Origin of the sequence: Neptunomonas sp. (assembly GCF_016744175.1) — a bacterium.
Lineage (GTDB): Bacteria > Pseudomonadota > Gammaproteobacteria > Pseudomonadales > Balneatricaceae > Neptunomonas.
In genome coordinates, this window is record NZ_JADGEV010000036.1 from 19135 (window position 1) to 40806 (window position 21672).

The following is a 21672-nucleotide window of genomic DNA, read 5'->3' on the forward strand; positions in this document are numbered from 1 at the left end:
TCAAATCACATAACAATTGGGGTTATTGTTTTATTCCTCAGGTGTATTCTTTGTCGTAACGAGAGATTGCAACAGCTCAGAGTCATTCATAATTTTACCTATCAACTCTTCTGCGCCCGTTTTACCGTCCATATAAGTAATTAAGTTTGATAGCTGCGTCCTAGCTTCCAATAACTCTTTGAGCCCATCCACTTTTCGAGCGACGGCTGCTGGTGAAAAGTCATCCATGCTGTCAAAACTGATATCAACACTTAAGTTCCCCTCACCCGTCAACGTATTGGGAACTTGAAAAGCGACACGCGGTTTAATCGCTTTAAGACGGTCATCAAAATTATCCACATCGATCTCAAGCGCATCTCGATCAGCAACAGGAGCTAAAGGCTCTGCCGGTTTACCTGATAAATCTGACATAACCCCCATAACAAAGGGTAATTGAATTTTTTTCTCTGCCCCATATAGCTCAACTTCATACTCAATTTGCACACGAGGAGCTCGGTTGCGTGCTATGAATTTTTGACTGCTTGCCTTAGCCATCACAATTACCTCTTAACTATTCAGACTGTTGGTATAAAGACACTCTTTTTATGAGTCGTCACTAGGGTTACCTCCAATACTCTGAGCTTGCTTTAGCCCATCAGGCGCCATATCTTTAAGAATTTCCATAAACCCCAGCGTTGATAAACGTTTAGCTCTTTGCATAAAAAGTGGGATTGGGCTAGAAGGCTCATGCCTTGTAAAGTAATCACTGATTCGATCCATCATCATCGCGGCATCTTCTCTTGATCGAATCTCATAGTTAGAAGACTGGTTTCCCGGTCGATTTACAGAAGTAACACCACTTTCTTGGGTTAAATCATCAACTGTATCTATTGGCTCATTACGCTCAAGAAGGTACTCATTAACTATCGATGAAGCGTTCTTGATCACGCTATTTAAAGGCGAGAGGTCAGGCGCTTTCTCATTTCCAATTTGTTCAATTAGTATCTTATCTATACTAATTACACACTCTGATATTTCATTTAGTGTTTCAGAAATTTCTTTTAAATCATCGATTTTACAATCCATAAATGCAGCATAAATACTATTCATATCGGGAACGTTAGAACCTTTACTAGCATCCTCGGGCGAACTTGTTTTTGCAGCGACCACATCGCGCACTCCAAATTCACCTATGCCTTTTAAATAAACTAATGGAGCTTCCATTAAACCGTTTAAAATCATATCTCTATCGCACAGAGTTATTAATATATTAACTCTGAACGTAGGGTCGTAATTATCAAGGGGGTCTAATGCAGGATGTAAACTATCCCAATATTTTTCAAGCAACCCTTTAATAAAGAACAGTGAATTATTAAAACCGGAAAACCCATTTATATGTAACTGAGCTCGGGTAAGAAGTAAGGCAAGGCGAAGGTCTTTAGATTTGGATAATAATGAAATTGAATCGAGGTTAACGGTTTTCCAATCAGGAGGATCAGCAGCAATAGAGGCATCACCTAGGCTTTGCTCAGCTCGTCCTTCTGCCGCTCTAGCCAGGGCTGAAAACTCTGGTTCATATTCTAAGTCCTCCCCTGCGGGAGAATCAGAAGTAACCTCTGTTAATAAGCTATCTAAATCTATAGTAGTCATTATCAATTTCTTCCGGTTACGAAGCTCTAATCACATTCTAAAATCAAATAGAATGATGACTTGTCCGCAAAATAGAAGGGTATATAAAACTGTTGTACTTACTCAATATAAAAGCAATTTTTAATGCTTAAAGTGCAAACAGATCTATCAAGCCTTCTTATCCCTGAAAACCAAACCGCACAAGAAAAACTTATCAATTTATGTTTGAAAATCTTATTTAAAAACAACTAATTAAATAGTTATTCATAAGTAAATATTCTGCATAAACTTCTATTCCAAAGCCCTTCTAACGTTCAATCTACACCAGACATCAATTAAAAATCAATCCTGAATAATAAATAAATGAATTTAATGATGAGATGTTCATTAACAACTATTGACGGTTTATCTGATAACTGACAGTTTACTAGGATGAGATAAACAATAAGAAAATTAATTATGAGTGAAAACAAAAAAAATGATGAAACTGTTATATTGAATGATAAAACAGTTATAAAACATCAAATTAAAGACATAACAAAACCCTCTATCTCTCCTAGTTTATTAAAAGAAAATACTGATTTTAATGGAAGAGAAAATCCAACAAACGAATCCATAATTCAGGATAAAACCCCAATAAAATCAAAAAATTCCATTGGCATAGGATCAACTATAAATAATCGATTTACCATAGATAGATTATTGGGAAAAGGTGGTATGGGTATCGTCTACCGAGCACTTGATATAAGAAAGCAGGAAGCAAAAGATCGTGATCCTTATGTTGCCATTAAAATTCTCAATGACGAGCTGAAAGACCACCCTCAATTTTTTATAGCCCTACAACGAGAAGCTAGAAAATCACAGACACTAGCTCACCCAAACATCATTACCGTTTATGATTTTGATAGAGACGATGAAACAGTTTACATGACCATGGAAATACTCAAAGGTGTTTCATTAGAAGATTTCATTAAAAACAACCCTAATGGCGTTAGCATAAAATCTGCATGTAAAATCATACAAGATATCGCACAGGGGTTAAGCTATGCTCACGCCAATAAAATCATCCATTCTGATTTAAAGCCTGGAAATATTTTCGTCTCTGATGACGGATCAGCCAAGGTGCTTGACTTCGGTATTGCCCGCGCGATGACAAACCTAAGCGACATAGCCAGTGATAAAACGCTCTTTGATGCGGCTCAATTAGGTGGACTAACCCCCACTTATGCCAGTGTTGCAATGTTTGAAGGAAAAGAGCCCCACCCGAGCGATGATATATATGCATTAGGGCTTATCAGTTATGAACTACTGACGGGAAGGCATCCATATCAACGCAAACCCGCAAGCATAGCCATAATAAAGCACAAAAAAGTTACACAAGTTAAAGGACTAAAAAACCATCAATGGAGTGCAATAGCCTCAGCTATTGAGTTAAAAAGAGAAAATAGAAATGCTAACGCAGAACAATTTCTCGCAAAATTTAATGGCACTCCTTCTGCAACAAGGAACCTCATTCTTGTCCTGATTTTAACAATAACAATAATTGGCTCAGCTATGCTTGTTAAAAAGCCAAAAGAAGGGCCTGAAATTCCATTTGCATCTTTACCACAAAAAGTGCAACAAAATGTAGAGCAAGCTTTATATAATGGAAATCAATCACTTAAGTTTAATGACTATAATGGAGCACTGCATTATTTCAACTATGCTTACGAACTTCATCCTAAGAATAAAGCATCCGTTGAAGGCTTAAACTTCGTTGTTGATAAAGTTCTTTTAAATATTAAAAACACACCTGAAACGCATTCTGATGAATCTAATTTAAAACAAGTAAATACTTTGCTGGGATACTCCTCTTTGTCTAATAATCAAGTACTTAAAAACATTAAGAAAGAATTAGAAGGAGAATAGTAAAGAAATGAAGGTACGCATAAATTATTGATAAAAACCTTAATATCTCCTATCGATAAAAGCTTGATCTAAGCGCGACAAAATATTTGGCCATTCTGATTCCCAACAACACTTATGCCCGAAGTGTGGATACTTCCATACAGTACCACCATGTTTTTTTATAAAAGATTCAGTGATACTTGGAGGTACCACTTTATCCATCATCCCTATGATATGTATGAATAAAATATCACTCCTAGTGTATGCTAGCTCTATAGGATTAATAGAATGATTTAATGGTAAAAAACCTTTCTCCCTTGCCCAATTTTTAATATCTAAATTCCCAGCAATGGTTACCACCGAAACCACATTTGAAAGCCTGTTTGCTAGTAATGTTGCTATCACAGCGCCGCCACTGTATCCAAATAAAACAACCTCACTATCACCAGAAACTTCCCTTACCGCAGCTTCCATACTATTGAGTACATTTTTAGAATAACGGGCACTTGTCCACATCTCAGAAGTGCAACTCTCTTTTACCGCAAGCCCAAAATAACATGGACGACCCATTAAAATTGAGTGAGCACTATCAACAACCATTAATCTCAATATCAAAGGATCACTTGAAGTTGGATCACTTGAAATCCACTTTCCCTTAATCCATGGAATGCCATCTCCGCCGATGTAAATATGGATTTTAGTCTTTTTTTTCATACTGTTATGAAATACTACATGATCATGAATCGATGTTTTAAGTACTTCTTTTTTTAACGAATATTTTACAATAGCCGTATCTATTTTATTGTTAAATTGAGTGCATCCATTGATTAGAAGCAGGAGTACAACTATAACCAAAGAAAACAATTTATAAGAAAACAACACTATTTTAATAACATATCTCCCATAAAATATTCCATAAAGTAATATACGCTTTAGAAAATAGAGAACACCATATAAACTCAATATAAATTAATAACATAGCTCGCATTATAATCACAGGCACATCGGTTTAATAATAAAACGATAGCATTTGTATAATTGACAAAAAACACATTTAGTGTTTTTCTGAAATAATGTACAAAACGATGCCAAGGATAGAGTCATGAGTTTAGTACGAGCACTTAAAAAATCGTTCGTTTTACTTATATTTACTTCTATACTTTGTGGCTGTATAAATACGCGGCCGACTAATCATCAAACATCTCACCCAAAAATTTCAGACCTTCAAATCATTGATTGCTTACTCCCAGGTCAAGTACGTAGGCTAGGAAATAGTACTTACATAACTCCGCGAAGACCAACTAATACAACCGCAGCAGATTGTAGAATACGAGGCGGAGAGTACGTTGAATATGATCGTGCTAACTACAAGTCTTCTCTTAATGTATGGCTTGCTACCGCACGACAAGGCGATGCAGATGCACAAGTAAACGTGGGTGAAATTTTTGAACGTGGAACAGGCGGTGAGCCGAACTATAAAGCAGCGGCTATTTGGTATACCAAAGCAGCCAATCAAGGGAATGAACGCGCTCAATTTAATTTAGGGACACTTTATGAGCAAGGCTTAGGCGTTCCCAAAAATAAATTATTGGCTCTCAATTGGTACCGTAAAGCATGGGGAATGCCTACGGATGACCTGATTTTCCAATCCGCAGCAAAAAAAGAACAGCAACTATTAAAAGCTAAGCTACAGAAAAAACTCAATGAAAAATCTTCACAAATAGGCTTACTAAAAAATCAAACTCAATCATTACGAGAAAATTTAAGGCAAAAGAACAGTGGTACTCAAACAAAGTTAAAACAACTAACGCAATGGATAGCAAAGCTTGAACAAGAAAAAGCGGAAGCTAAAACACAACTAACTGCGTTACCCATTTTCCGAGAGCCTCAAGCAGCATCAACCTCTTCCAAACACTCACCAGTGAAACCTCTTTCATTAACGGATGTGAAATTTGGAAAGTACTATGCGCTAGTAATAGGCAATCAAAACTACACCCAGCTAGAAAGCTTATATTCTCCAAGGCGAGATGCAAAACACGTAGCCACAGTCCTAGAGCGTAAGTACGGTTTTTCTGTCCAGCTCCTTCTAGATGCAACTAATATCGAAGTCATGCAAGCAATTAATGATCTTAATGGTGTGCTTAGTCGTAATGATAACTTACTTATATTCTATGCTGGGCACGGAAGCCGAGTTAAAAATGGCAGCACTGAAGACGGTTATTGGCTCCCCGTAAATGCCAACCCCCCTCCCACAGATACCTTTTGGGTTTCTAATGAGTTTATTACCCGCCACCTCAGCCGCCTGAGTGCTAAACGTGTCTTAGTTGTTGCTGACTCATGCTATGCAGGATTACTCTCAAATGCGCCCGACTATCTTTTCATGGGCGACAAACCAAACTACACCGAAGAGTACTTACGCTATAAATTACAGAAAAAATCTCGACTAATTTTATCCTCCGGTGGAGACAAGCCCGTGCTTGATAATGCAGGCCAAGGACACTCAATATTTGCAAAAGCATTTCTGGAAGCCCTTGAATCTAATACTAAAATTATTGCGGGGCCTGAACTTTACATAAAAATAAGAGACCGTGTGACCGAAGGATCACATGCTTTCGGATATGACCAAGAACCTGTATTTAAAGCAATCAAAGGGGCTGGCCATGAAGTAGGAGATTTTTTCTTTGTACCCTTAGAGACTTAATAATTAACACTTGAGCTTGTACAAATAATAAAGGAGCTAGTCATGATTAAGCCTGCTGCACTGTTGTCATTAGTTAAGGCAAGTGGCCCATTAAAATATTTCACCTTACTCATACTTTTACAATGCCTTGTCTCCAAAGCATTGCTTGCTGCCTCAATCACCCCAACATCCTTAGACTTTGGCGAAGTAGTTGTTGGTCAATCGCCCAAACTCATCACTATAAATGTGTTATTCGATTCTACAGACGCGGGCAGCGATCTCTTTATTGGCTCCCCGAATAGCCCGTTTTTAATTAGTACTAACAACTGCCCTTCATTTGTCAGTACAACAAACGCTAGTTGTGACGTACAAGTTGCTTTTGAGCCAACAGCCAATGGAAGCTACCCGAGTAGCTTTGATATCAATGTTGGTAATACGGCCACTGAGATCTCTTTGACAGGGACAGCCAGTACAAAATCAACGACAGACTTAGTAAAAGATGAACTTATAAAATTTTCTAATGGAAACCCCAATATTATTGCGACTAGCGAGGCTATTTCTACTGCATGTGTTAGTGGCAATATAACAGCGGCATTGCAAAGAGATTGTAATTCACTCGTCCAATCAGCCTTTGATGGTAATGCTGCGACATCTACCGCCTTGGCACAAATCACACCAGAGACAGCAACAAAAGCTAACCAAACTACACAAAAAGGGGGCGCAACCCAGACAAGTAATATTAATTCACGTATCAGCGCTCTAAGAAATGGAGCTTTTGGTATTTCTCTTACCGGCCTTAATCTCCAAACAGAAGACCAAAATATGCCGATCGGCCAACTTGCTCAGACCCCTCTTCGTATGAAAGGCGGCGGAGCTAGTGCTGACGATAGTATCTTATTTGGACAAAAATTAGGTGCATTTATAACGGGCACAATATCTACCGGAGAAAAGGAAGAATCAAGCCTAGAATCAGGTTTAGACTTTGACACTTATGGTATTACCGCCGGAGTCGATTACCGTATTTCAGATCAATTCTTCTTAGGTATTGCACTGGGATATATGAATACCGATACAAATTTTAACAATAGTAAAACCGAACTAGATACTAGAGGATATAGCCTAAGCACTTACGGTAGCTATTACACCACCCGCGGCTATTATGTTGATTTTTCAGCAACTTATGGAAAAAATAATTTCGATCAAAAGCGCCATATAAGCTACCAACTAGACAATACAGTCAATGTAAACCAAGTTTTTACAGCGGATTATAGCGGCGATGTTTATTCACTCGTACTGGGTTTAGGCCGCGACTATAACAAAGGAGCTTGGTCTTTCAGCCCGAAAGTAGATTTGGAATATACTCGCGCAAATGCAAACCAAATCACTGAACAATCCTCTGCTCCCACTGCTTTAGGAAGTGGTTGGGGTACGCAAATAGAGAGTACAGATCAAAAATGGCTAACCCTTCAAGTGGGCGGAAAGGTTTCATATGCGCAGAGTACCAGCTGGGGAGTCCTGATTCCCTATGCCGAACTCGGTTTATTACACGAGTTTAAGCAGGACTCACAAACTATATCTGGAAGCTTTAGCGGTGATTTTGCTTCCAACCAACTACAAATCACGACTGACAACCCTGATAGAAACTATATGACACTGAGTATAGGTACATCCGTACAACTCAAACATGGGGCATCTGGGTTTGTTAGCTATAGTACGCTTTTATCTAATAATGTATGGAGCGAAAACACTATTCGTTTAGGCATGCGCGCAGAGTTTTAGGGGATCTGCGAACAAGCACCCTTTTACTATTCTACGGATCACATAGATAGGAAGGTCGTAACTCTAATATTGGACTTATTCGTACCTTCCTTGATATTCAAACCTAGGGAAGGTTTGGATGAGTACAGATTCTTACAGGAAGAAAGTCCGCAGGCTGTGGCACTAGCCCTAATGCTTTTATATATTCTTAATTTTCAGTAACCATTTACCAAACAATGCGGACTACTTCATCATTAATGCTAATGGTTTACGAGAATATTTTTCCATAGAAAGCACTTATTATATTTCATCTATCTTGATGTCGTACTTCTTTGTACTTTTTTAATAGTTCCATTATTTCATGCCTTTAAAGTAATAATTCTTTAAGTAGTTCTCTAGTCAATTCTTTGCTATCAGCAACTAATATATAGATAGTGGGAAGAATCATCTTTTGTAGTAATTGATAGAGTATTATTCTTTGCGCTTGACGTTGAATCTAATCCAAAGAAAATAGTTTCGCTACTAGAAGTAATCACTCAGAATGAGGATGCTTCGGTTAATATTTCCCTTTGTGCTTTTACATAAGCATTAATCGGAGGAGCATTAGACGTATGAATAGAGTCAAATAACCGTGAAAGGGAAACTATTTCACCGGCAGCGGTTCGCTGCTCGATTAGAAATTCGTCCTTACTCCCGTAGGAAAATGACACAGAATATCAGCTTAAAGCATTGTTGCTGCGTAACAATATCAAGCCGACGGTCACGGATAACTGGTCGCAAAAACATCTGCGTTGGTTAACCGAACTCATTCTGCCTTATCCTAGCCAACAGATCGTTCTCCAAGAGTACATACAAACGATTACTGAGCGCGTTAAACGGCTTGAACGTTTAGATAATGAGTTGATCCATCAGGTAAAAAACTGGCGCTATTACCTCGTTGTTAAAGCGATACAAATGATTGATAAAACGGGGCAAACACTACAATGACGTGATCACGGCCATTGCGTGCGAGATGATTGCGTATATCTGGGCTATCGCCAGAGAAGTGGTGCAATCGCCTGTTAATCCTCTCAATCATTTATCACGGGTGCCTGCATAATGATCAGTTTTGAGTTAGTGCATCGGATCGGACCACGGCAGTGGCATAAGCTCCGACGGCGTTAGGCAGGCAACTACGTGAGTAGTTGATCCTCGAACATAGACTGAAGATCGGTACCACGACGCCCCCTCATTCAAGAAAGTAGTAAGGTAGGCGCTGCTCATTGAAGAATGAGTAATCCACGAATACCAGCATAAAAACCGATGACATTACCGGCCTCATTCAATGTGTTAACTCATCCTATTTTGAGAAAAAAGCTTAAAGAAAAGCAAGTATGAGTGCGGGTGAACTTGACAGTGGGATGCGGCAAAAGCCTAAGTTAGCTATTGACGCCATAGTCTCTTGTTATAAGTTTACTCTCCTAAGTGAATTACTTTACTTAATTCACCTCTTTGAATATCTTGGATATATATTGCTTTGGGTTTCTTACTTGTTGAGTAAATGACTACTTTTGATTCAGTTACTTGAATACCATATATCCCAGATTTTATATATACACCACCTGGGTAACGACCAGACGTTGCATACCAACCTGCTCTGTTATTATGTAACCATTCATTTAGAACAACATATACTTCATCTTTCTTAGTGAGACTTATTCTCTGATCGGCATCATTGCTAAAAAACACTTCAACTTCAGGTTCTAACTGAATATCAATTGGCTTACTGCAACTGACTAATACAATTGCGAATAATAAAACGATAATTCTGTTCATTTGATAACTCATAACGCCGTTATAATTAGCGTGGTTTGTGTAGTGTGGTTTTGCGGTAAAGTGGCGAAGCCACCGCAAAACGGAGCGTAGTAAACTACATCAGGTTGATGACCTTGTTAAAATTTTATGCAGTTGTACGCTATTATAAAAACAAACTACTACAACTGCCACTAAACTTAGCCGCACTCCAAGATGAGCATAAAATAGCTCTTGGTCGACGCTGCCATACGATAGCAACATTGAGCCTATGCGGTATATTTCATATGAAATTGGCGCTGCCAGTAGAGCAAACATTACATAAATTAAATTCGCCTTGCCTAATGTAGACAGAAACGAGGCATCTTGACAAACGGCAGCCTAAATAATAAATTTAATGCTCACTCGTTATCACAGGCATCTAAAGTCTGATAGTGATATTAATGGTAATTTTCCTAATCAGGAGCATACCAAGGCAGGCAGCCTTTATCATTAGGTACAAGTTATACTTGTACGGTGATACTAAATTGGGGGCTAAGCAACCAGCTTACCCTTACCAGAAAGAGCACAGCCATTCGCTCTTCTGGCATTGATTTTGGTATTCATATACCTGTTAAAAATGCTGTTCGCACATTACCCGCTTCAAAACATTACAAAAATATCTCATACGAAACACTTGCCGCTAGCTGGTTTACTAATGACGGCTGGGAAGTATTGATGCCCCTTGTCGATCATGGATCAAAAACAGATTTAGTTATTGTTGACGACTCAAACTTTTACCGCATACAAGTAAAGTCGTTAGCCTCAAATGACGAAGAGTAAACTGTTCAAAACCAATGGGGGGATATCAAAATCGATTATGTGATTTTCTTTTCCCATACTGGAAATTGGGGGTATATCACGCACCCATTCAGAGAGAAAAGCAAGAAGCTAAACTCAGATGGCCATATGCGATTCCACCAGCATGAAAAAAACTTTGCAAAAGCATTTCAGCGCATTTAACCGCTGAAACATCAATGAGCTGCAGGATAACAACCTTGCAACTCACTGGTTATACACCCATCCAAAACAAAGTTTTGAAGCAAAAATCATATCCAAACTTTTTTTACAGCCCCCCTTTGCTCTCTAACAGCGCTACGTAATTCATCAAAAAGTGCCAAGTTAAAATTAATTGTTCGCAACTTGGATTTACCCTCTCTTTTCGGTTTAACTAAGCCTAAAAGGGGGTACGACTTATCTTGAGTTTGGAGAGCAATGCGAGAATTCCTTGTTAATAGCTCCACAGGATTTTCAGATAACTCAATATTAATAATTTCAAACAACCAAATGGAAGTGTGTGTCCGGAATAAAATGCCTTTACGTATATCAATTCGCCTTTCATATATATCATATTTGGTAGTAACAGAGCGGAGTATTATATCTACAAATGTAGGTAAAAAGAATATTATTGCAGCAAATCCTATTATATCTCTAAAACGGCCAAAATAGGTGTGTATCAAGCGCTTATCCAAATCTAAAAAGAGGATTAGAAACAATACACTACCAATCAACAACATAATAATATGAATAGAAAAGCTTGTTGGACGTCTATACTTTGACGAATACAGCAACAAGCCAGGGCCATCTTCATCTTGTGTTTGAAAAACAGTTTGTTTTGGTTGATCAGCGACAGTTGGCTCTATGCCTAGTTCGGAAAGTTTTTTCTGAGCGACTTCCAAATCAGGGTCAATCAATAAAGCCATATGATACTTTTCTATCGCTTTATCTTTATCTCCCCTCCTCTCTTTTGTCAGCCCTAAATAATACCAAGCCAATGAGTTTCTTGGTTCAACCTCGATCAAAGCACTAAAGCTATCCCCAGCTTCCTTGAATTTTTCAAGCCTAAAGTCACATACACCCAACTTATATAACGCCTCAAAATTTTTATCAGAATTTTCTAGTACTTCTGCAAAGAGTGGGCGTGCCAAGGTAATTTGATTTTTATTAAAGTACTGATTGGCTAATTTAAACTTAGATTCCATAAAGTTTACTCCCAGTTAGGCGGCTGGTGCATCTGATGCATTTTCTGCAGCTGCGGCATCTGCTGATGGAGGCGGCGATGGTGGTTCATCATCACATGAATTTATACTTTCCTTCGATTCTTCAACTTCGCCATGCTCATAATGATCTTCACCGTCCTTGTTATCTTCACCATCCTTAGTATCCTCGCCATCCTTAGTATCCTCGCCATCCTTGTTATCTTCCTTATCATGCTCGTCGAACAAGTCATTTGGTTCATCTGGATCAGGATAGCTCATATCCGACTCTGCAGTTGTTACCTCAGCATGATCGGACGACGAAAGTAAAACCATACTATCCTCATCTGTATCCCAAGGGTTCTGTATAGGTGTTGCACCAGAGGGGGGTGTCATAATGTCATTATCAGCAATACCTTCTTCATTAGGTAAGCATTCTAATTGAGGCCCATCTGGGACACCTGTATAAAAATGACCGTCAACTAATTGAGGCTCAGCTGGATCAAAGGGTTGTAAAATAATATCATTACCGACGGGACCATTTGGGTAAGAAGTAATGCCTTCAGCTACTTGAGGTTCGTCTGAGTCAGGATGACCGTCCATATCCAATTCTACTGAATCAAAACTAACCTCATCTGAACCCCAGGGGTCTTGCGCGGATGCTGAGTCAGAAGGGTCTAAAGTAACACTATTGCCGGCTTGATCAGTTACTTCAGCCGCTTTTATCATCTCACTGACTTGCTGGTTTATATCATCTACAGTAACAGCCCAACTTTGTATAATTAAAATACCATTACTTTCAATAAAATAGAGACCTGATTCATCATAGCTAGATTTGTATCTATACTCCGAAGCGTTAAATGCTTTTTCCGCTCCAGATTGTATCGTGTGACCGCTAAAAATCGCATCAAGTCTTCCCTCAGAAAGCCGTGTAGGATTTGCACTCACATTAGGTCCTTGATCTTTTTCTACTAAGTAAGCCTGTATTGCATGTTTCTCTCTAGTGCTTAATTTTTCTACTTTCGGTAGTAAATGATTGTAAAGAGCCCTTTGAACATCTGTCATACTTTTTAGGTCAGCATCATAATTTTCATCGATACCAGCGGCTACTGCTATTGAAAGGGCTTGATACATGTCATATCGTTGATCAGCAATCTCTCCAGTTAAGTTCGATATAGCAAGATCAACAAAACTACCTAATATCGATTTACCTAAAGTTTTACCCACTTGTAATGGATTGATTTTTCTCCCGCCTTTTAAAATACCCCAAACTTGCTCTTGAAATTCTTCTTGATTGTCAGATGGAGCAGCCATAATCGGATTTTCAGGCAGCGCTATATCCCGTCTTATTAGGTCAGCCTCAGGTTCAACCAACTTCTGGAATAGCTCTTTTCCATCTACCCAGTCTTGATCAAAGTTATCAGGAAAACGTTCATTTCTAAGCTCTGTCAGTTCTGATTCATCCTTTACGCCTTCCTCCTTTTCTGGGATAGGATCCGGGACATTATTATATTCAATGTCAATAAGAGCACTGCGACTCTCGGCCACATCATATTCAGCATTAGGGTTTTCTGGTTCATCTATTCCAGGCTCTACAGCCCACTCCCCCATCGGGATCACGCTTATTCTCTCAGAATCTACTCCTTGATCGACTAGCCATGCTTTTAGCCATTGGGCTCGTTTAAGAGATAGATTACGATTAAATGAATTTGAACCTGGATGGCTGGCATAACCGCGAATAATGACTTTATTATGAGTGCCAACAATATCGTGCTGTATTTTATCGAAATATTGAATCAAATTTTTCTGTGTTTTAAGGTCAGGTACCGATTTTCCAAATTCGAACCCCACTCCATTTTCAGGCTGAGAAACGAATTCTTTTTCATTAATCGGGTCACCAAGTGTTATTTTTGACTTCCTACTCATAATGCATTTCCTCTTTCTCAACGAGATAAACACTGGCCTTTATACTCTCACGGTGCAATTACAAAACACAATATAAGTTATTTTGATATTTATTCTTTCCGTTAAGGCGTAATTCTAAAAAATGAGAATATCTAAAAAGAACCAACTAAAACTAAAAACCACTGCACTGCTATTAGTGATATTGCTTTTAATGGTAGTAGGGGCAGATTATGTCGTCGACTATTTTGGCGGCAGCTCTCATGTCCCTGAATAGGCTTACTACCTATCTATGATATCTTTTGCAATACCAGTCTCTTATGCCGCTAGTGCTTGTGTAAAAGCATTTGACGATAATGATTGATCGTAGAGAGTAATTCGAAATCATAATTTTTTTCCGCTTTAGTTTCTAAACAAACAAAACCGCCAATAAATAACATTTTTTTCTAGCGCGACGCCCCCTTACACTGAACAGCATCACCCTTGAGGCTGTTCAAATGACTACTCAAATCGCCAAACTACAAAGCCTATTACCCGACTCGATCCATGCGGTGGCAGCGGCCATCGGTATGCCTGCCACACTCAAGTTATTAGAACGGTTGGGCGGTACTACATTGCCGATGCGCTTGGAGGTTAACCGTTTGGGTCGTGCGGCGCTTGATGCTTTGTCTCAACAGATAGGCCATGATGAAACCCAAAAGCTGGCGTTATATTCTGGCGGTGAGCCGCTGTATATACCCCAGTGTCATGTGGCCGTTCGTCGTTTGCGTGATCTAGATATCTGCTCTGCATTTGAAGCGGCGGTACGTGATGGAACAACGGCCAACGCTGCCGTGACTGAGCTGGCTTTAAAGTACAAGCTGACTGATCGGTGGGTGTGGCGTATTTTGAAAGAGACGCCGATCCAGATTGAACCTGCCACGCCTGATCTATTTAACTAAGCCATTTGAGCAGCCACTTAACTCCTTCCCCTAATCCCTTCGCACCACACTTAATACACTGCTGATATCACCACTATTGATCTAGCGTTTACGCAAACAATAAGGAATGTCAGCATGTTTGAAAAACTACCACGACTCGCTATCCCTGGCAGCATGGCCGAATGCGCCAACTGTGTGGCGGGCCGCTCTGAATATATCGGCGAATCTAAATGGGGTATCAAGAACGGTATCGCCAACTATAACGACACGGCCATTAATCAATACGGCGAATGGAGTGTGGGCAATATCCCGCTTAATGCAAAGCGCCTCACCGTGGATATCTGGGTGCAGACCACCAATAACCAGCCTGAAATAGACCGTGTTACTCGCCAGATTAACAAGCTGGCCGGAGTGCCTATTGTCTTTGATGCGAACAACGATGACACAGACCACGAAACCTACCGTGTATTCGGTATCTGCACCGACTTTTATCAGGTCGTTCCTTACGCGACAGAAACCCAATGCAACATGGAAATATTAGGACTCAGATAATGGCTATTGACCAACAGATTGCAGTATTCCCCCCGTTTCCCAAACGCCTAACCGAAGGCCGTATCTATGTGCCTCAGATGGACGCAGCGCTTAACCGACTAGAGACGCTAGATACCGAACTCAACACCTGGGGCCAAGAAGCCAACCAGCTGCAAATAGAGATTAACAGTGCCGCGCAATCGGCCAGTGCTGATAGTGATACAGCGCAAAACGCAGCAACAGTGGCGACAAACAAAGCAACACAAGCCAGCGACTACAAAGACTCTATTGAAGCGCTAGCCGCTGCTGTTATGTCTGCGATGGGTTTACCCTCTCTGACCGGTAATGCAGGAAAGCGCTTAACCGTTCTTAGTAATGAAATGGGTGTAGCTTGGATAGGTGGTTTTGCACATCCCGCGTATATCAATAACGCCGCCACCGGCACTGTTGATTTGAACCTAAAAGCGGCCACAGTTTTTGAGTTAACACTCACCGGTGATGTCACCCTCAATGCTATCAATCTACCCACAGGCAATGAGCGTTCGGTTGCCTATCTGAATGGCACCAATCTTGGAAGTTACGCCGTTACCAGTAATATCGATTTTTCGAGTGTGGCATTGCTGGCGGGGTATTCCGTCTCGCAGATGAAAAAAACAGGGCGCACGTTCACGCCAGATGCGGCGGCGGGTTCTGAGTTAGCTGAAATGAAGCTTAGTAACGCAGGTGACAAGCTGATTGTTATGGGCAAAGGCAGCTCAAATGCCTCCATCATTACGGTGTATCACTGCAACCAAGGACTTGACTCGATCACGCTTCACTCATCCCATACGATTGATTACACGTTCACAGGGTTGGATGTGTTTGCAATCAGTGACGATGGCACAAAAATGGTCGTACGCAAATGGGCATCAAATGAAGTTGCTTACTGGACGTTATCAACTCCATGGGACGCTACAACCCTGACAAAAATAGGCGTTATTGCTCCGGCTCATTACAGTTCGATTGGCTATATATATGCAATGGCATTTTCGGGTGATGGTGCACGTTTTTACGTGGTTGACGGTGATTCGAGTTTGCTGTGGTGGGATATACCAACCGCATTTGACATATCCAGCATAGCCAGCGGCCCAGCTGGAAGCACGCAAATAACATCATCAAATATGGGGTTGGCTAGCCTAACAATCTTGCCTAATCATTCCGGCCTTATTATTACGAATGGGTATAACGATGACACGCATGGTCGCCGCCTGGAAAAGTGGGCGTTTCCAAGCATAGGCAATCCAGTTGGTGCAACGCTAGCAGAAGTATCCACCTCACTTTACGCTGATATGAATGTCCCCAGACGCAGCACATTTATTAATGACGGGTCGCGTGTTATTGCGTTCGGAAATACAAAAACATTGCATGAATACGACATTCAGACATCGCAAATTATCACGCTTCATCAAGTCGGCAATACCATCATCGCGAGGAATACATAATGCGCCAGTATGCACATGTGGTTGGACAACAAATCCTCAATACCAGTATCAGGAAAGGCACGGTGTATCAGGGGACGTTCTACAGTAATGATGTGGCCTTGCAGGCTAATTCTGAGCTGCTACCTGAAGTGAGTATTCAACCATCATATGACCCGTTAACCCAAGCACTAGCGATTGATCGTTACGAGGTCAACGGCAATCAAGTCGATGTCATCTATGTTGCTATAGCCCGTAACCCTGACGATATAACCGCAGATAAACAGGCCGTTATTGATCAAATAGAGCAGGCTCATGATGAGATATCGAAGCGTGCGGTTGGCGTCGATGGTATCAACTATCAAGGCGGTTGGCAGTCGGCGGTGGTAATTAATGGCTCAGCAGACATGGTCGTGAATATGGGCGGTAGCAGCTGTAGTATTGTGGATGCCACCGGTACAACTCACGCACTCTCCATTGCAGAAACACGTAATGTGGCGACGCAAATATCCATAGTCTATCAAACAGGGTTTATGGCTAAAGTGGCCGCGTTAACAGCAGCGATCAGTGCCACTAACCAGGTTGAACTGGATGCGGCACTGAGTGGCTTTGTGGCGGGGTTTGTTGTTTAGGTGAAGAAAAAAACGCCGCATTCAGCAGCTTGTCCGCTGTAATGCTTTGTTATAGCGCTGATACTTGCAACAATTCTTGGACATCAATATGGTCAACTTCTCGTCCCAGTAAACGTTTGTAACTGATCAGTTCTGGAATTGGAATAACTGGAACTTCCATGCCTAAGTAACTCTTGACAACCGACGCAGAAAAGTCTGTATGTAACTCATACCAAGAACCATTTTCGGATGATTGAATTTTGGTTCCCGGAAACAAACCGATTTCTATTTTTTGTGATTGGTAGATTAACTGAAAGTACTCTAAATCCCATGAGCCCTCGACGCAATGAGTTAGCGGCTTAGAAATATAGGGGGTAACCTCCGATAGAACTTTAGCCGCATCGGCTTTTTTAATGTAGAGGTCAATATCAGCGACCTCTCGGCTACCACCATGAATTGTTGCCGCAAGCCCACCAACGATTTGATACGCTACTTGTTGCGATTCTAGTAGGTTATTCAACCATTCCAATGCTACTTTAACTCTATCGCTCATCCTGAACCCTCTGCTAATTTGACCCTGCGCTATAACGCCGCTATAAAAGACGCGCGCTAGCGCGTCCAGTGGAGGCCGTTTTTTTGGCCGGAACGGTTTTTGATAGCCTTGTTAGCTGGGCGATGTATATTTGGAGCCAAAAAAGTGGCTTACCATAACCAAAGATATTGTTTTGAAATGCTGCCAGATTTCGTTGCTAGCCTGTGCTTTGTTGTCACTATAATGAACATAAATAACAGAAGCTACAACCAAACCAAGCATAATAAACACTGAGATCAGAATACGGATAGAGATTTTTTTTAAAGACATAAGCACCTTATCACTGCATCAGCAGTATTAAGTGCAATGTCTCCTAAGTGGTGTGAAGTAGAAGGATATTGCGGAAATATAGATTTGCCGTATTAGGTGGCACGACCATCACCAAGGGTATTAGCCCATCGCATCTAAGCGTTGGTGTTATTTTAAACCTATTACCTGATCAATGGAAGCCTGCTAACGCCTCATTGAGAGGCAAAAACCAGCTGTTTTTTGTCCTGCTGAAATGACTTGTTATACGTTTTTTCGCGAAAAATGTTCAATCACTTTCATACCGACAACGCTATTCCGATGTCCAAAAAAATCTAAATATTTTTTAATATCTGATGTTCCACTTTGACTAAGGATAAGCTTGTTAACCATAGAACGAATACCAAATTGATTAGAAAGTGTATTAATTGGTTGCCCCTTAAGTGCAACTTTCAGCACCCCAATACCAGCAGTAAAAGTAGGAGAATTGGTATCCACAGTTCCCATTGTTGAATCTACATATTGAGAGATAGAATGGAGAATTTTAGAAAATTTAGCTTTGTCCTTATAACTACCATCGCTTAACGATATTTGATAACAATTTAGCCAATCCCTTAATTCTTGGTATTCTCCTCTCAACTCTAGAGCAACTTTAATCAAATCTTTTACTGAATTTGACTCTTGTATAACTCGAATCGGTAACGGGAGCATATTTACATTTAGCGCGTATAGCTCTGAATTTAAGTTATGAAGCGAAGAAATAGAGGCTCTTTTATCAGATACAAAATCATTTAATTTTAAAACAGAGTCTTCATTTGAAAGTAAAATCCCAGCTTCTGTAAAAAAACGCTTTCTAACAGGATGAGGTGTGTAACCTTTTTCATATACAAACCCTCTCGCTAGCATACCAGCACCACCCCAAAGTGTTTGGGATAAATAGCTATGAGGAGTAGTTTTGTTTTCGAGAAAACCTACTCGATTTTCTTCATGATCTTTCTTTAAATCTGATGTGAGGCTCAAACGTTCAATAAATTCATCTCGCGGTCCTTGGAGCTTTTTATAATCGACTAAAAACGGATAAGGACGTATAACTCCCTGAGAAAGTGCCTCTTGAAAAGGGTTACCTTCTCTATTCCATGCATTAATGAAGTTTTCTTCTACTAAGATTTGATCACGAAGGATAATATCAGTAATCAAATCGAATAATGCTTCGGTATTGATAATTGCACTGATACTGGCTTCGTAAGAATAGCTGTCCTTCTCTTTATCAATCGTGATGTAGTGAGATTCACTTTCATCAATACCTGAGTTAATTAACTCACCAATATTTTGTAATGACCAGTTATCTGCAATAACACTTTGACTCATTTAAAATCCTTTTAATCATCTCATGCACCAGACTGCTTGAAACGTATAACAGTCTGTTTATGAGGAACGCGTCCTCATAATAATTATTATCAGGAATCCCTATAAGTCCTTTTACGATGCTCATATGGATTACAACCTATTGATACATCTAATAAAAATCCTGCCCTCATAAATGCTAAGTAATTAAGAGGGAAAGATTCTGCCTCATTCATCTCTGCTGATACGACCATAATTACACACTCAACAGACAAAGACACAGCTAATTGATGTACCACTAATATAGACCACTGAACCCCTTCCTGTAAGCCTTACTAAGACCATCTGATTAAATAGATTCTGCCGAATTTAATTAAATGAGCCGCGCCGCGTTGATAATCAATATTTCAGACAACGTCGGCATAAATAAAGAAGGTGTAAGCCACTAAGGGAAAATCAAAAGACAAGAGGAAGCGGCTCGATCTCCTGTAGAGAGTTGATCGAACCCCAATCCACAGTACATGGATACTGTGAACCAGCTAAGGCTCCCTCACCACGACGTCATGGCGGAGGTAGCCTATCAAATCTAACGATAGGTTCACACATGTTAAAGGATATACGCTGTACTAAATGTGAAAAATTATTAGCAAAAGCTAGTTTTTATACAATCGAAATCAAATGCCCACGTTGTGGGCACATTCAGAGGGCCGTGAGCCCCATCACTAAAGATGGAGTAACACATGGCAAAACCTCTCACACCCTGGATAGGCGGCAAACGTCGCCTGGCTAAACATATCTTACCGCTGTTCCCCGATCACCAATGCTATGTTGAGCCGTTCGCAGGAGCGGCGGCTCTCTTCTTTATGAAAGAGCCGTCAAAAGCAGAGATCATCAATGATATCAACGGCGATATGGTGAACTTATATCGGGTAGTAAAACATCACTTAGAAGAGCTATATAAACAGTTGAAATGGATGCTCTGCAGTCGACAAAACTGGGAGTGGTTACAAGCCACTCCCGTAGAAACTCTGACTGATATCCAACGAGCGGCGCGCTTCCTTTATCTGCAAAAGATAGCTTTTGGCGGTAAGGTCACAGGGCAAACCTTCGGCACCTGTACCACCCATCGTCCACGGTTCAATATCTTCACTATGGAACAAGACTTAGCCGATGCTCATTACCGTTTAGCTGGAGCAACAATAGAGAGCCTAGACTGGAAAGCCATCATCAAGAAGTATGACCGCCCACACACTTTATTCTACTGTGACCCACCCTATTGGCAGACAGAAGGCTATGGAGTTGCTTTCCCCTTCGAGGAATACCAAACCATGGCAGAACTAGCAAAATCGATACAAGGAAACATGATAATCAGCATCAACAATCACCCTGACATACGGGCGCTTTTTAATGGATTAAACCTAAAAGAAGTAGATCACAAATACACGGTAGGAGGGGGAGCAAAAGCAGTCGCTGTAAAAGAGCTTATTTATACAAACTTCGAAATAAACTAGGCACTGATCGTGTGACAAAAAGTGCGCTAACGCTTTGCATACGGACGCGTGAAACGCGTCCCAGTCCGAAAGGCGACTTTAAATGTTTTTGTTATGTGGTATACACCCCTCCTAAAAAACCGAGGGTAAAAACAACCCAGAAGAAGATGTATATATAGACTGTCCACTTCTTCTTAAGAATGTACTCGTTACTACCTACAACCATTGTTTCTAATACGTTCTTTATTTTCTGCTTGCTGTAAAAAGCATTAGCTAGGGAGACAATAAAAATAGTCACTATCCCCAACCCACTCAAAGTCATCATGAGCTCAAATATTGTCATATCAACCTTAGGTTTAACGTTCCACATAGCATTTGTCTAATTTACTTCTATTTTTATCTTAACACCAAGAGCAATACAAGCATTGCTCTAGTTACAATTAATGTAAACCAGCATATATATCGCCAGCTCACTAGAAACGGTGAAGAGCCATATTTGAACAGAAATGACTCGATAGTGACTCTAAATTTCAGAACACTATTTGATAACTTTACTTCGTTCGTTTAGGTGGTGATTGAGGTGTACTTGAAGAGTGTTATTTATAGGCAGTTTGAGCTGAAGTAAGGATTAGAGCGTGTGCCAAAAAGACCGCAAATCAGTGCCAAAAAGACCGCAAATTTACAAACACATGCTGGATATTCGGAAAAGTATTCGGAAATAGCCGGAAAGCAAATTGTAGACATAAAAAAAGCCACCTAAGTGACTGATTTTAATGGAGGCGCGAGTCGGAATCGAACCGGCGTTAACGGAGTTGCAGTCCGCTGCATGACCACTCTGCC

19 protein-coding genes and 1 pseudogene are annotated in these 21672 nt (G+C 40.4%); 12 read left to right on the forward strand and 8 right to left on the reverse strand.

What is annotated here, in order from left to right; translation table 11 throughout:
• Positions 1-30 precede the first annotated feature (30 nt).
• Positions 31-534, reverse strand: coding sequence for a type VI secretion system contractile sheath small subunit (tssB, locus tag QZZ55_RS14865; RefSeq protein WP_293268161.1), 504 nt, complete (start codon positions 532-534; stop codon positions 31-33).
• Positions 535-582: 48 nt separating this feature from the next.
• Positions 583-1629 carry a type VI secretion system protein TssA gene (gene tssA / locus QZZ55_RS14870; RefSeq protein WP_293268162.1) on the reverse strand — a complete coding sequence of 349 codons (1047 nt, stop codon included), beginning with the start codon at positions 1627-1629 and terminating at the stop codon, positions 583-585.
• Positions 1630-2067: 438 nt separating this feature from the next.
• Between tssA and QZZ55_RS14875 the strand changes: the two genes are divergently transcribed.
• Positions 2068-3516: a serine/threonine-protein kinase gene (locus QZZ55_RS14875; RefSeq protein ID WP_293268163.1), complete on the forward strand. Its 1449-nt coding sequence runs from the start codon at positions 2068-2070 to the stop codon at positions 3514-3516.
• 39 nt (positions 3517-3555) lie between these two features.
• Here the strand turns inward: QZZ55_RS14875 and QZZ55_RS14880 are convergent, their stop codons facing one another.
• Positions 3556-4377 carry a hypothetical protein gene (locus QZZ55_RS14880; protein WP_293268164.1) on the reverse strand — a complete coding sequence of 274 codons (822 nt, stop codon included), beginning with the start codon at positions 4375-4377 and terminating at the stop codon, positions 3556-3558.
• Between the two features lie 220 nt (positions 4378-4597).
• On the opposite strand from QZZ55_RS14880, the gene QZZ55_RS14885 reads away from it, so the two are divergent.
• The 3 genes and pseudogenes from QZZ55_RS14885 to QZZ55_RS14895 all read left to right on the forward strand — a co-directional run.
• Complete coding sequence (locus QZZ55_RS14885; RefSeq protein ID WP_293268165.1) at positions 4598-6196, forward strand: caspase family protein; 1599 nt, start codon at positions 4598-4600, stop codon at positions 6194-6196.
• 42 nt (positions 6197-6238) lie between these two features.
• Positions 6239-7954, forward strand: a complete 1716-nt coding sequence (locus QZZ55_RS14890; protein ID WP_293268166.1) for an autotransporter domain-containing protein — start codon at positions 6239-6241, stop codon at positions 7952-7954.
• 684 nt (positions 7955-8638) lie between these two features.
• Positions 8639-9032: pseudogene (locus tag QZZ55_RS14895) on the forward strand (IS110 family transposase); the annotation flags it as partial.
• Between the two features lie 353 nt (positions 9033-9385).
• On the opposite strand, the gene QZZ55_RS14900 reads toward QZZ55_RS14895, so the two are convergent.
• The gene (locus QZZ55_RS14900) at positions 9386-9748 is read right to left on the reverse strand and encodes a hypothetical protein (protein WP_293268168.1); all 363 of its coding nucleotides are present in this window, start codon (positions 9746-9748) and stop codon (positions 9386-9388) included.
• 492 nt (positions 9749-10240) lie between these two features.
• Here QZZ55_RS14900 and QZZ55_RS14905 point away from each other — a divergent pair, with 492 nt between their 5' ends.
• A complete protein-coding gene (locus tag QZZ55_RS14905; RefSeq protein ID WP_293268169.1) occupies positions 10241-10546 on the forward strand; it encodes a group I intron-associated PD-(D/E)XK endonuclease in 306 nt (101 codons plus the stop codon).
• A gap of 266 nt (positions 10547-10812) precedes the next feature.
• Here the strand turns inward: QZZ55_RS14905 and QZZ55_RS14910 are convergent, their stop codons facing one another.
• Positions 10813-11745 carry a tetratricopeptide repeat protein gene (locus QZZ55_RS14910; protein WP_293268170.1) on the reverse strand — a complete coding sequence of 311 codons (933 nt, stop codon included), beginning with the start codon at positions 11743-11745 and terminating at the stop codon, positions 10813-10815.
• Positions 11746-11760: 15 nt separating this feature from the next.
• Entirely contained in the window at positions 11761-13665 is a 1905-nt protein-coding gene (locus tag QZZ55_RS14915) for an OmpA family protein (protein ID WP_293268171.1), read from the reverse strand.
• A gap of 121 nt (positions 13666-13786) precedes the next feature.
• Here QZZ55_RS14915 and QZZ55_RS14920 point away from each other — a divergent pair, with 121 nt between their 5' ends.
• From QZZ55_RS14920 to QZZ55_RS14940, 5 genes are all read left to right on the forward strand, one after another.
• The gene (locus QZZ55_RS14920; RefSeq protein WP_293268172.1) at positions 13787-13918 is read left to right on the forward strand and encodes a hypothetical protein; all 132 of its coding nucleotides are present in this window, start codon (positions 13787-13789) and stop codon (positions 13916-13918) included.
• Positions 13919-14138: 220 nt separating this feature from the next.
• On the forward strand, positions 14139-14582 hold the full coding sequence (locus tag QZZ55_RS14925; protein WP_293268174.1) for a Mor transcription activator family protein: 444 nt from the start codon (positions 14139-14141) through the stop codon (positions 14580-14582).
• Between the two features lie 114 nt (positions 14583-14696).
• Entirely contained in the window at positions 14697-15113 is a 417-nt protein-coding gene (locus tag QZZ55_RS14930; RefSeq protein ID WP_293268175.1) for a hypothetical protein, read from the forward strand.
• Positions 15113-16573, forward strand: a complete 1461-nt coding sequence (locus tag QZZ55_RS14935) for a hypothetical protein (protein WP_293268176.1) — start codon at positions 15113-15115, stop codon at positions 16571-16573. Before QZZ55_RS14930 ends, QZZ55_RS14935 begins: the two co-directional genes overlap by 1 nt.
• Positions 16573-17181, forward strand: a complete 609-nt coding sequence (locus QZZ55_RS14940; protein WP_293268177.1) for a hypothetical protein — start codon at positions 16573-16575, stop codon at positions 17179-17181. Before QZZ55_RS14935 ends, QZZ55_RS14940 begins: the two co-directional genes overlap by 1 nt.
• 49 nt (positions 17182-17230) lie before the next feature.
• On the opposite strand, the gene QZZ55_RS14945 is transcribed toward QZZ55_RS14940, so the two are convergent.
• Together QZZ55_RS14945 and QZZ55_RS14950 are read right to left on the reverse strand one after the other, a co-directional pair.
• On the reverse strand, positions 17231-17713 hold the full coding sequence (locus tag QZZ55_RS14945) for a MazG-related protein (protein WP_293268178.1): 483 nt from the start codon (positions 17711-17713) through the stop codon (positions 17231-17233).
• A 549-nt stretch (positions 17714-18262) separates the two neighbouring features.
• Positions 18263-19366 carry a hypothetical protein gene (locus QZZ55_RS14950; protein WP_293268180.1) on the reverse strand — a complete coding sequence of 368 codons (1104 nt, stop codon included), beginning with the start codon at positions 19364-19366 and terminating at the stop codon, positions 18263-18265.
• 580 nt (positions 19367-19946) lie between these two features.
• Between QZZ55_RS14950 and QZZ55_RS20030 the strand changes: the two genes are divergently transcribed.
• Positions 19947-20132: a Com family DNA-binding transcriptional regulator gene (locus tag QZZ55_RS20030; protein WP_366512329.1), complete on the forward strand. Its 186-nt coding sequence runs from the start codon at positions 19947-19949 to the stop codon at positions 20130-20132.
• Positions 20083-20853 carry a DNA adenine methylase gene (locus QZZ55_RS14955; protein ID WP_293268181.1) on the forward strand — a complete coding sequence of 257 codons (771 nt, stop codon included), beginning with the start codon at positions 20083-20085 and terminating at the stop codon, positions 20851-20853. Before QZZ55_RS20030 ends, QZZ55_RS14955 begins: the two co-directional genes overlap by 50 nt.
• The last annotated feature ends 819 nt before the right edge of the window (positions 20854-21672 follow it).

Bases quoted from the DNA above. Each gene is read 5' to 3' on its own strand.
- tssB (WP_293268161.1), bottom strand. From the start codon at position 534: ATGGCTAAGGCAAGCAGTCAAAAATTCATAGCACGCAACCGAGCTCCT.
- tssA (WP_293268162.1), bottom strand. From the start codon at position 1,629: ATGACTACTATAGATTTAGATAGCTTATTAACAGAGGTTACTTCTGAT.
- QZZ55_RS14875 (WP_293268163.1), top strand. From the start codon at position 2,068: ATGAGTGAAAACAAAAAAAATGATGAAACTGTTATATTGAATGATAAA.
- QZZ55_RS14885 (WP_293268165.1), top strand. From the start codon at position 4,598: ATGAGTTTAGTACGAGCACTTAAAAAATCGTTCGTTTTACTTATATTT.
- QZZ55_RS14890 (WP_293268166.1), top strand. From the start codon at position 6,239: ATGATTAAGCCTGCTGCACTGTTGTCATTAGTTAAGGCAAGTGGCCCA.
- QZZ55_RS14900 (WP_293268168.1), bottom strand. From the start codon at position 9,748: ATGAACAGAATTATCGTTTTATTATTCGCAATTGTATTAGTCAGTTGC.
- QZZ55_RS14910 (WP_293268170.1), bottom strand. From the start codon at position 11,745: ATGGAATCTAAGTTTAAATTAGCCAATCAGTACTTTAATAAAAATCAA.
- QZZ55_RS14915 (WP_293268171.1), bottom strand. From the start codon at position 13,665: ATGAGTAGGAAGTCAAAAATAACACTTGGTGACCCGATTAATGAAAAA.
- QZZ55_RS14920 (WP_293268172.1), top strand. From the start codon at position 13,787: ATGAGAATATCTAAAAAGAACCAACTAAAACTAAAAACCACTGCACTG.
- QZZ55_RS14925 (WP_293268174.1), top strand. From the start codon at position 14,139: ATGACTACTCAAATCGCCAAACTACAAAGCCTATTACCCGACTCGATC.
- QZZ55_RS14930 (WP_293268175.1), top strand. From the start codon at position 14,697: ATGTTTGAAAAACTACCACGACTCGCTATCCCTGGCAGCATGGCCGAA.
- QZZ55_RS14935 (WP_293268176.1), top strand. From the start codon at position 15,113: ATGGCTATTGACCAACAGATTGCAGTATTCCCCCCGTTTCCCAAACGC.
- QZZ55_RS14940 (WP_293268177.1), top strand. From the start codon at position 16,573: ATGCGCCAGTATGCACATGTGGTTGGACAACAAATCCTCAATACCAGT.
- QZZ55_RS14945 (WP_293268178.1), bottom strand. From the start codon at position 17,713: ATGAGCGATAGAGTTAAAGTAGCATTGGAATGGTTGAATAACCTACTA.
- QZZ55_RS14950 (WP_293268180.1), bottom strand. From the start codon at position 19,366: ATGAGTCAAAGTGTTATTGCAGATAACTGGTCATTACAAAATATTGGT.
- QZZ55_RS20030 (WP_366512329.1), top strand. From the start codon at position 19,947: ATGTTAAAGGATATACGCTGTACTAAATGTGAAAAATTATTAGCAAAA.
- QZZ55_RS14955 (WP_293268181.1), top strand. From the start codon at position 20,083: ATGGCAAAACCTCTCACACCCTGGATAGGCGGCAAACGTCGCCTGGCT.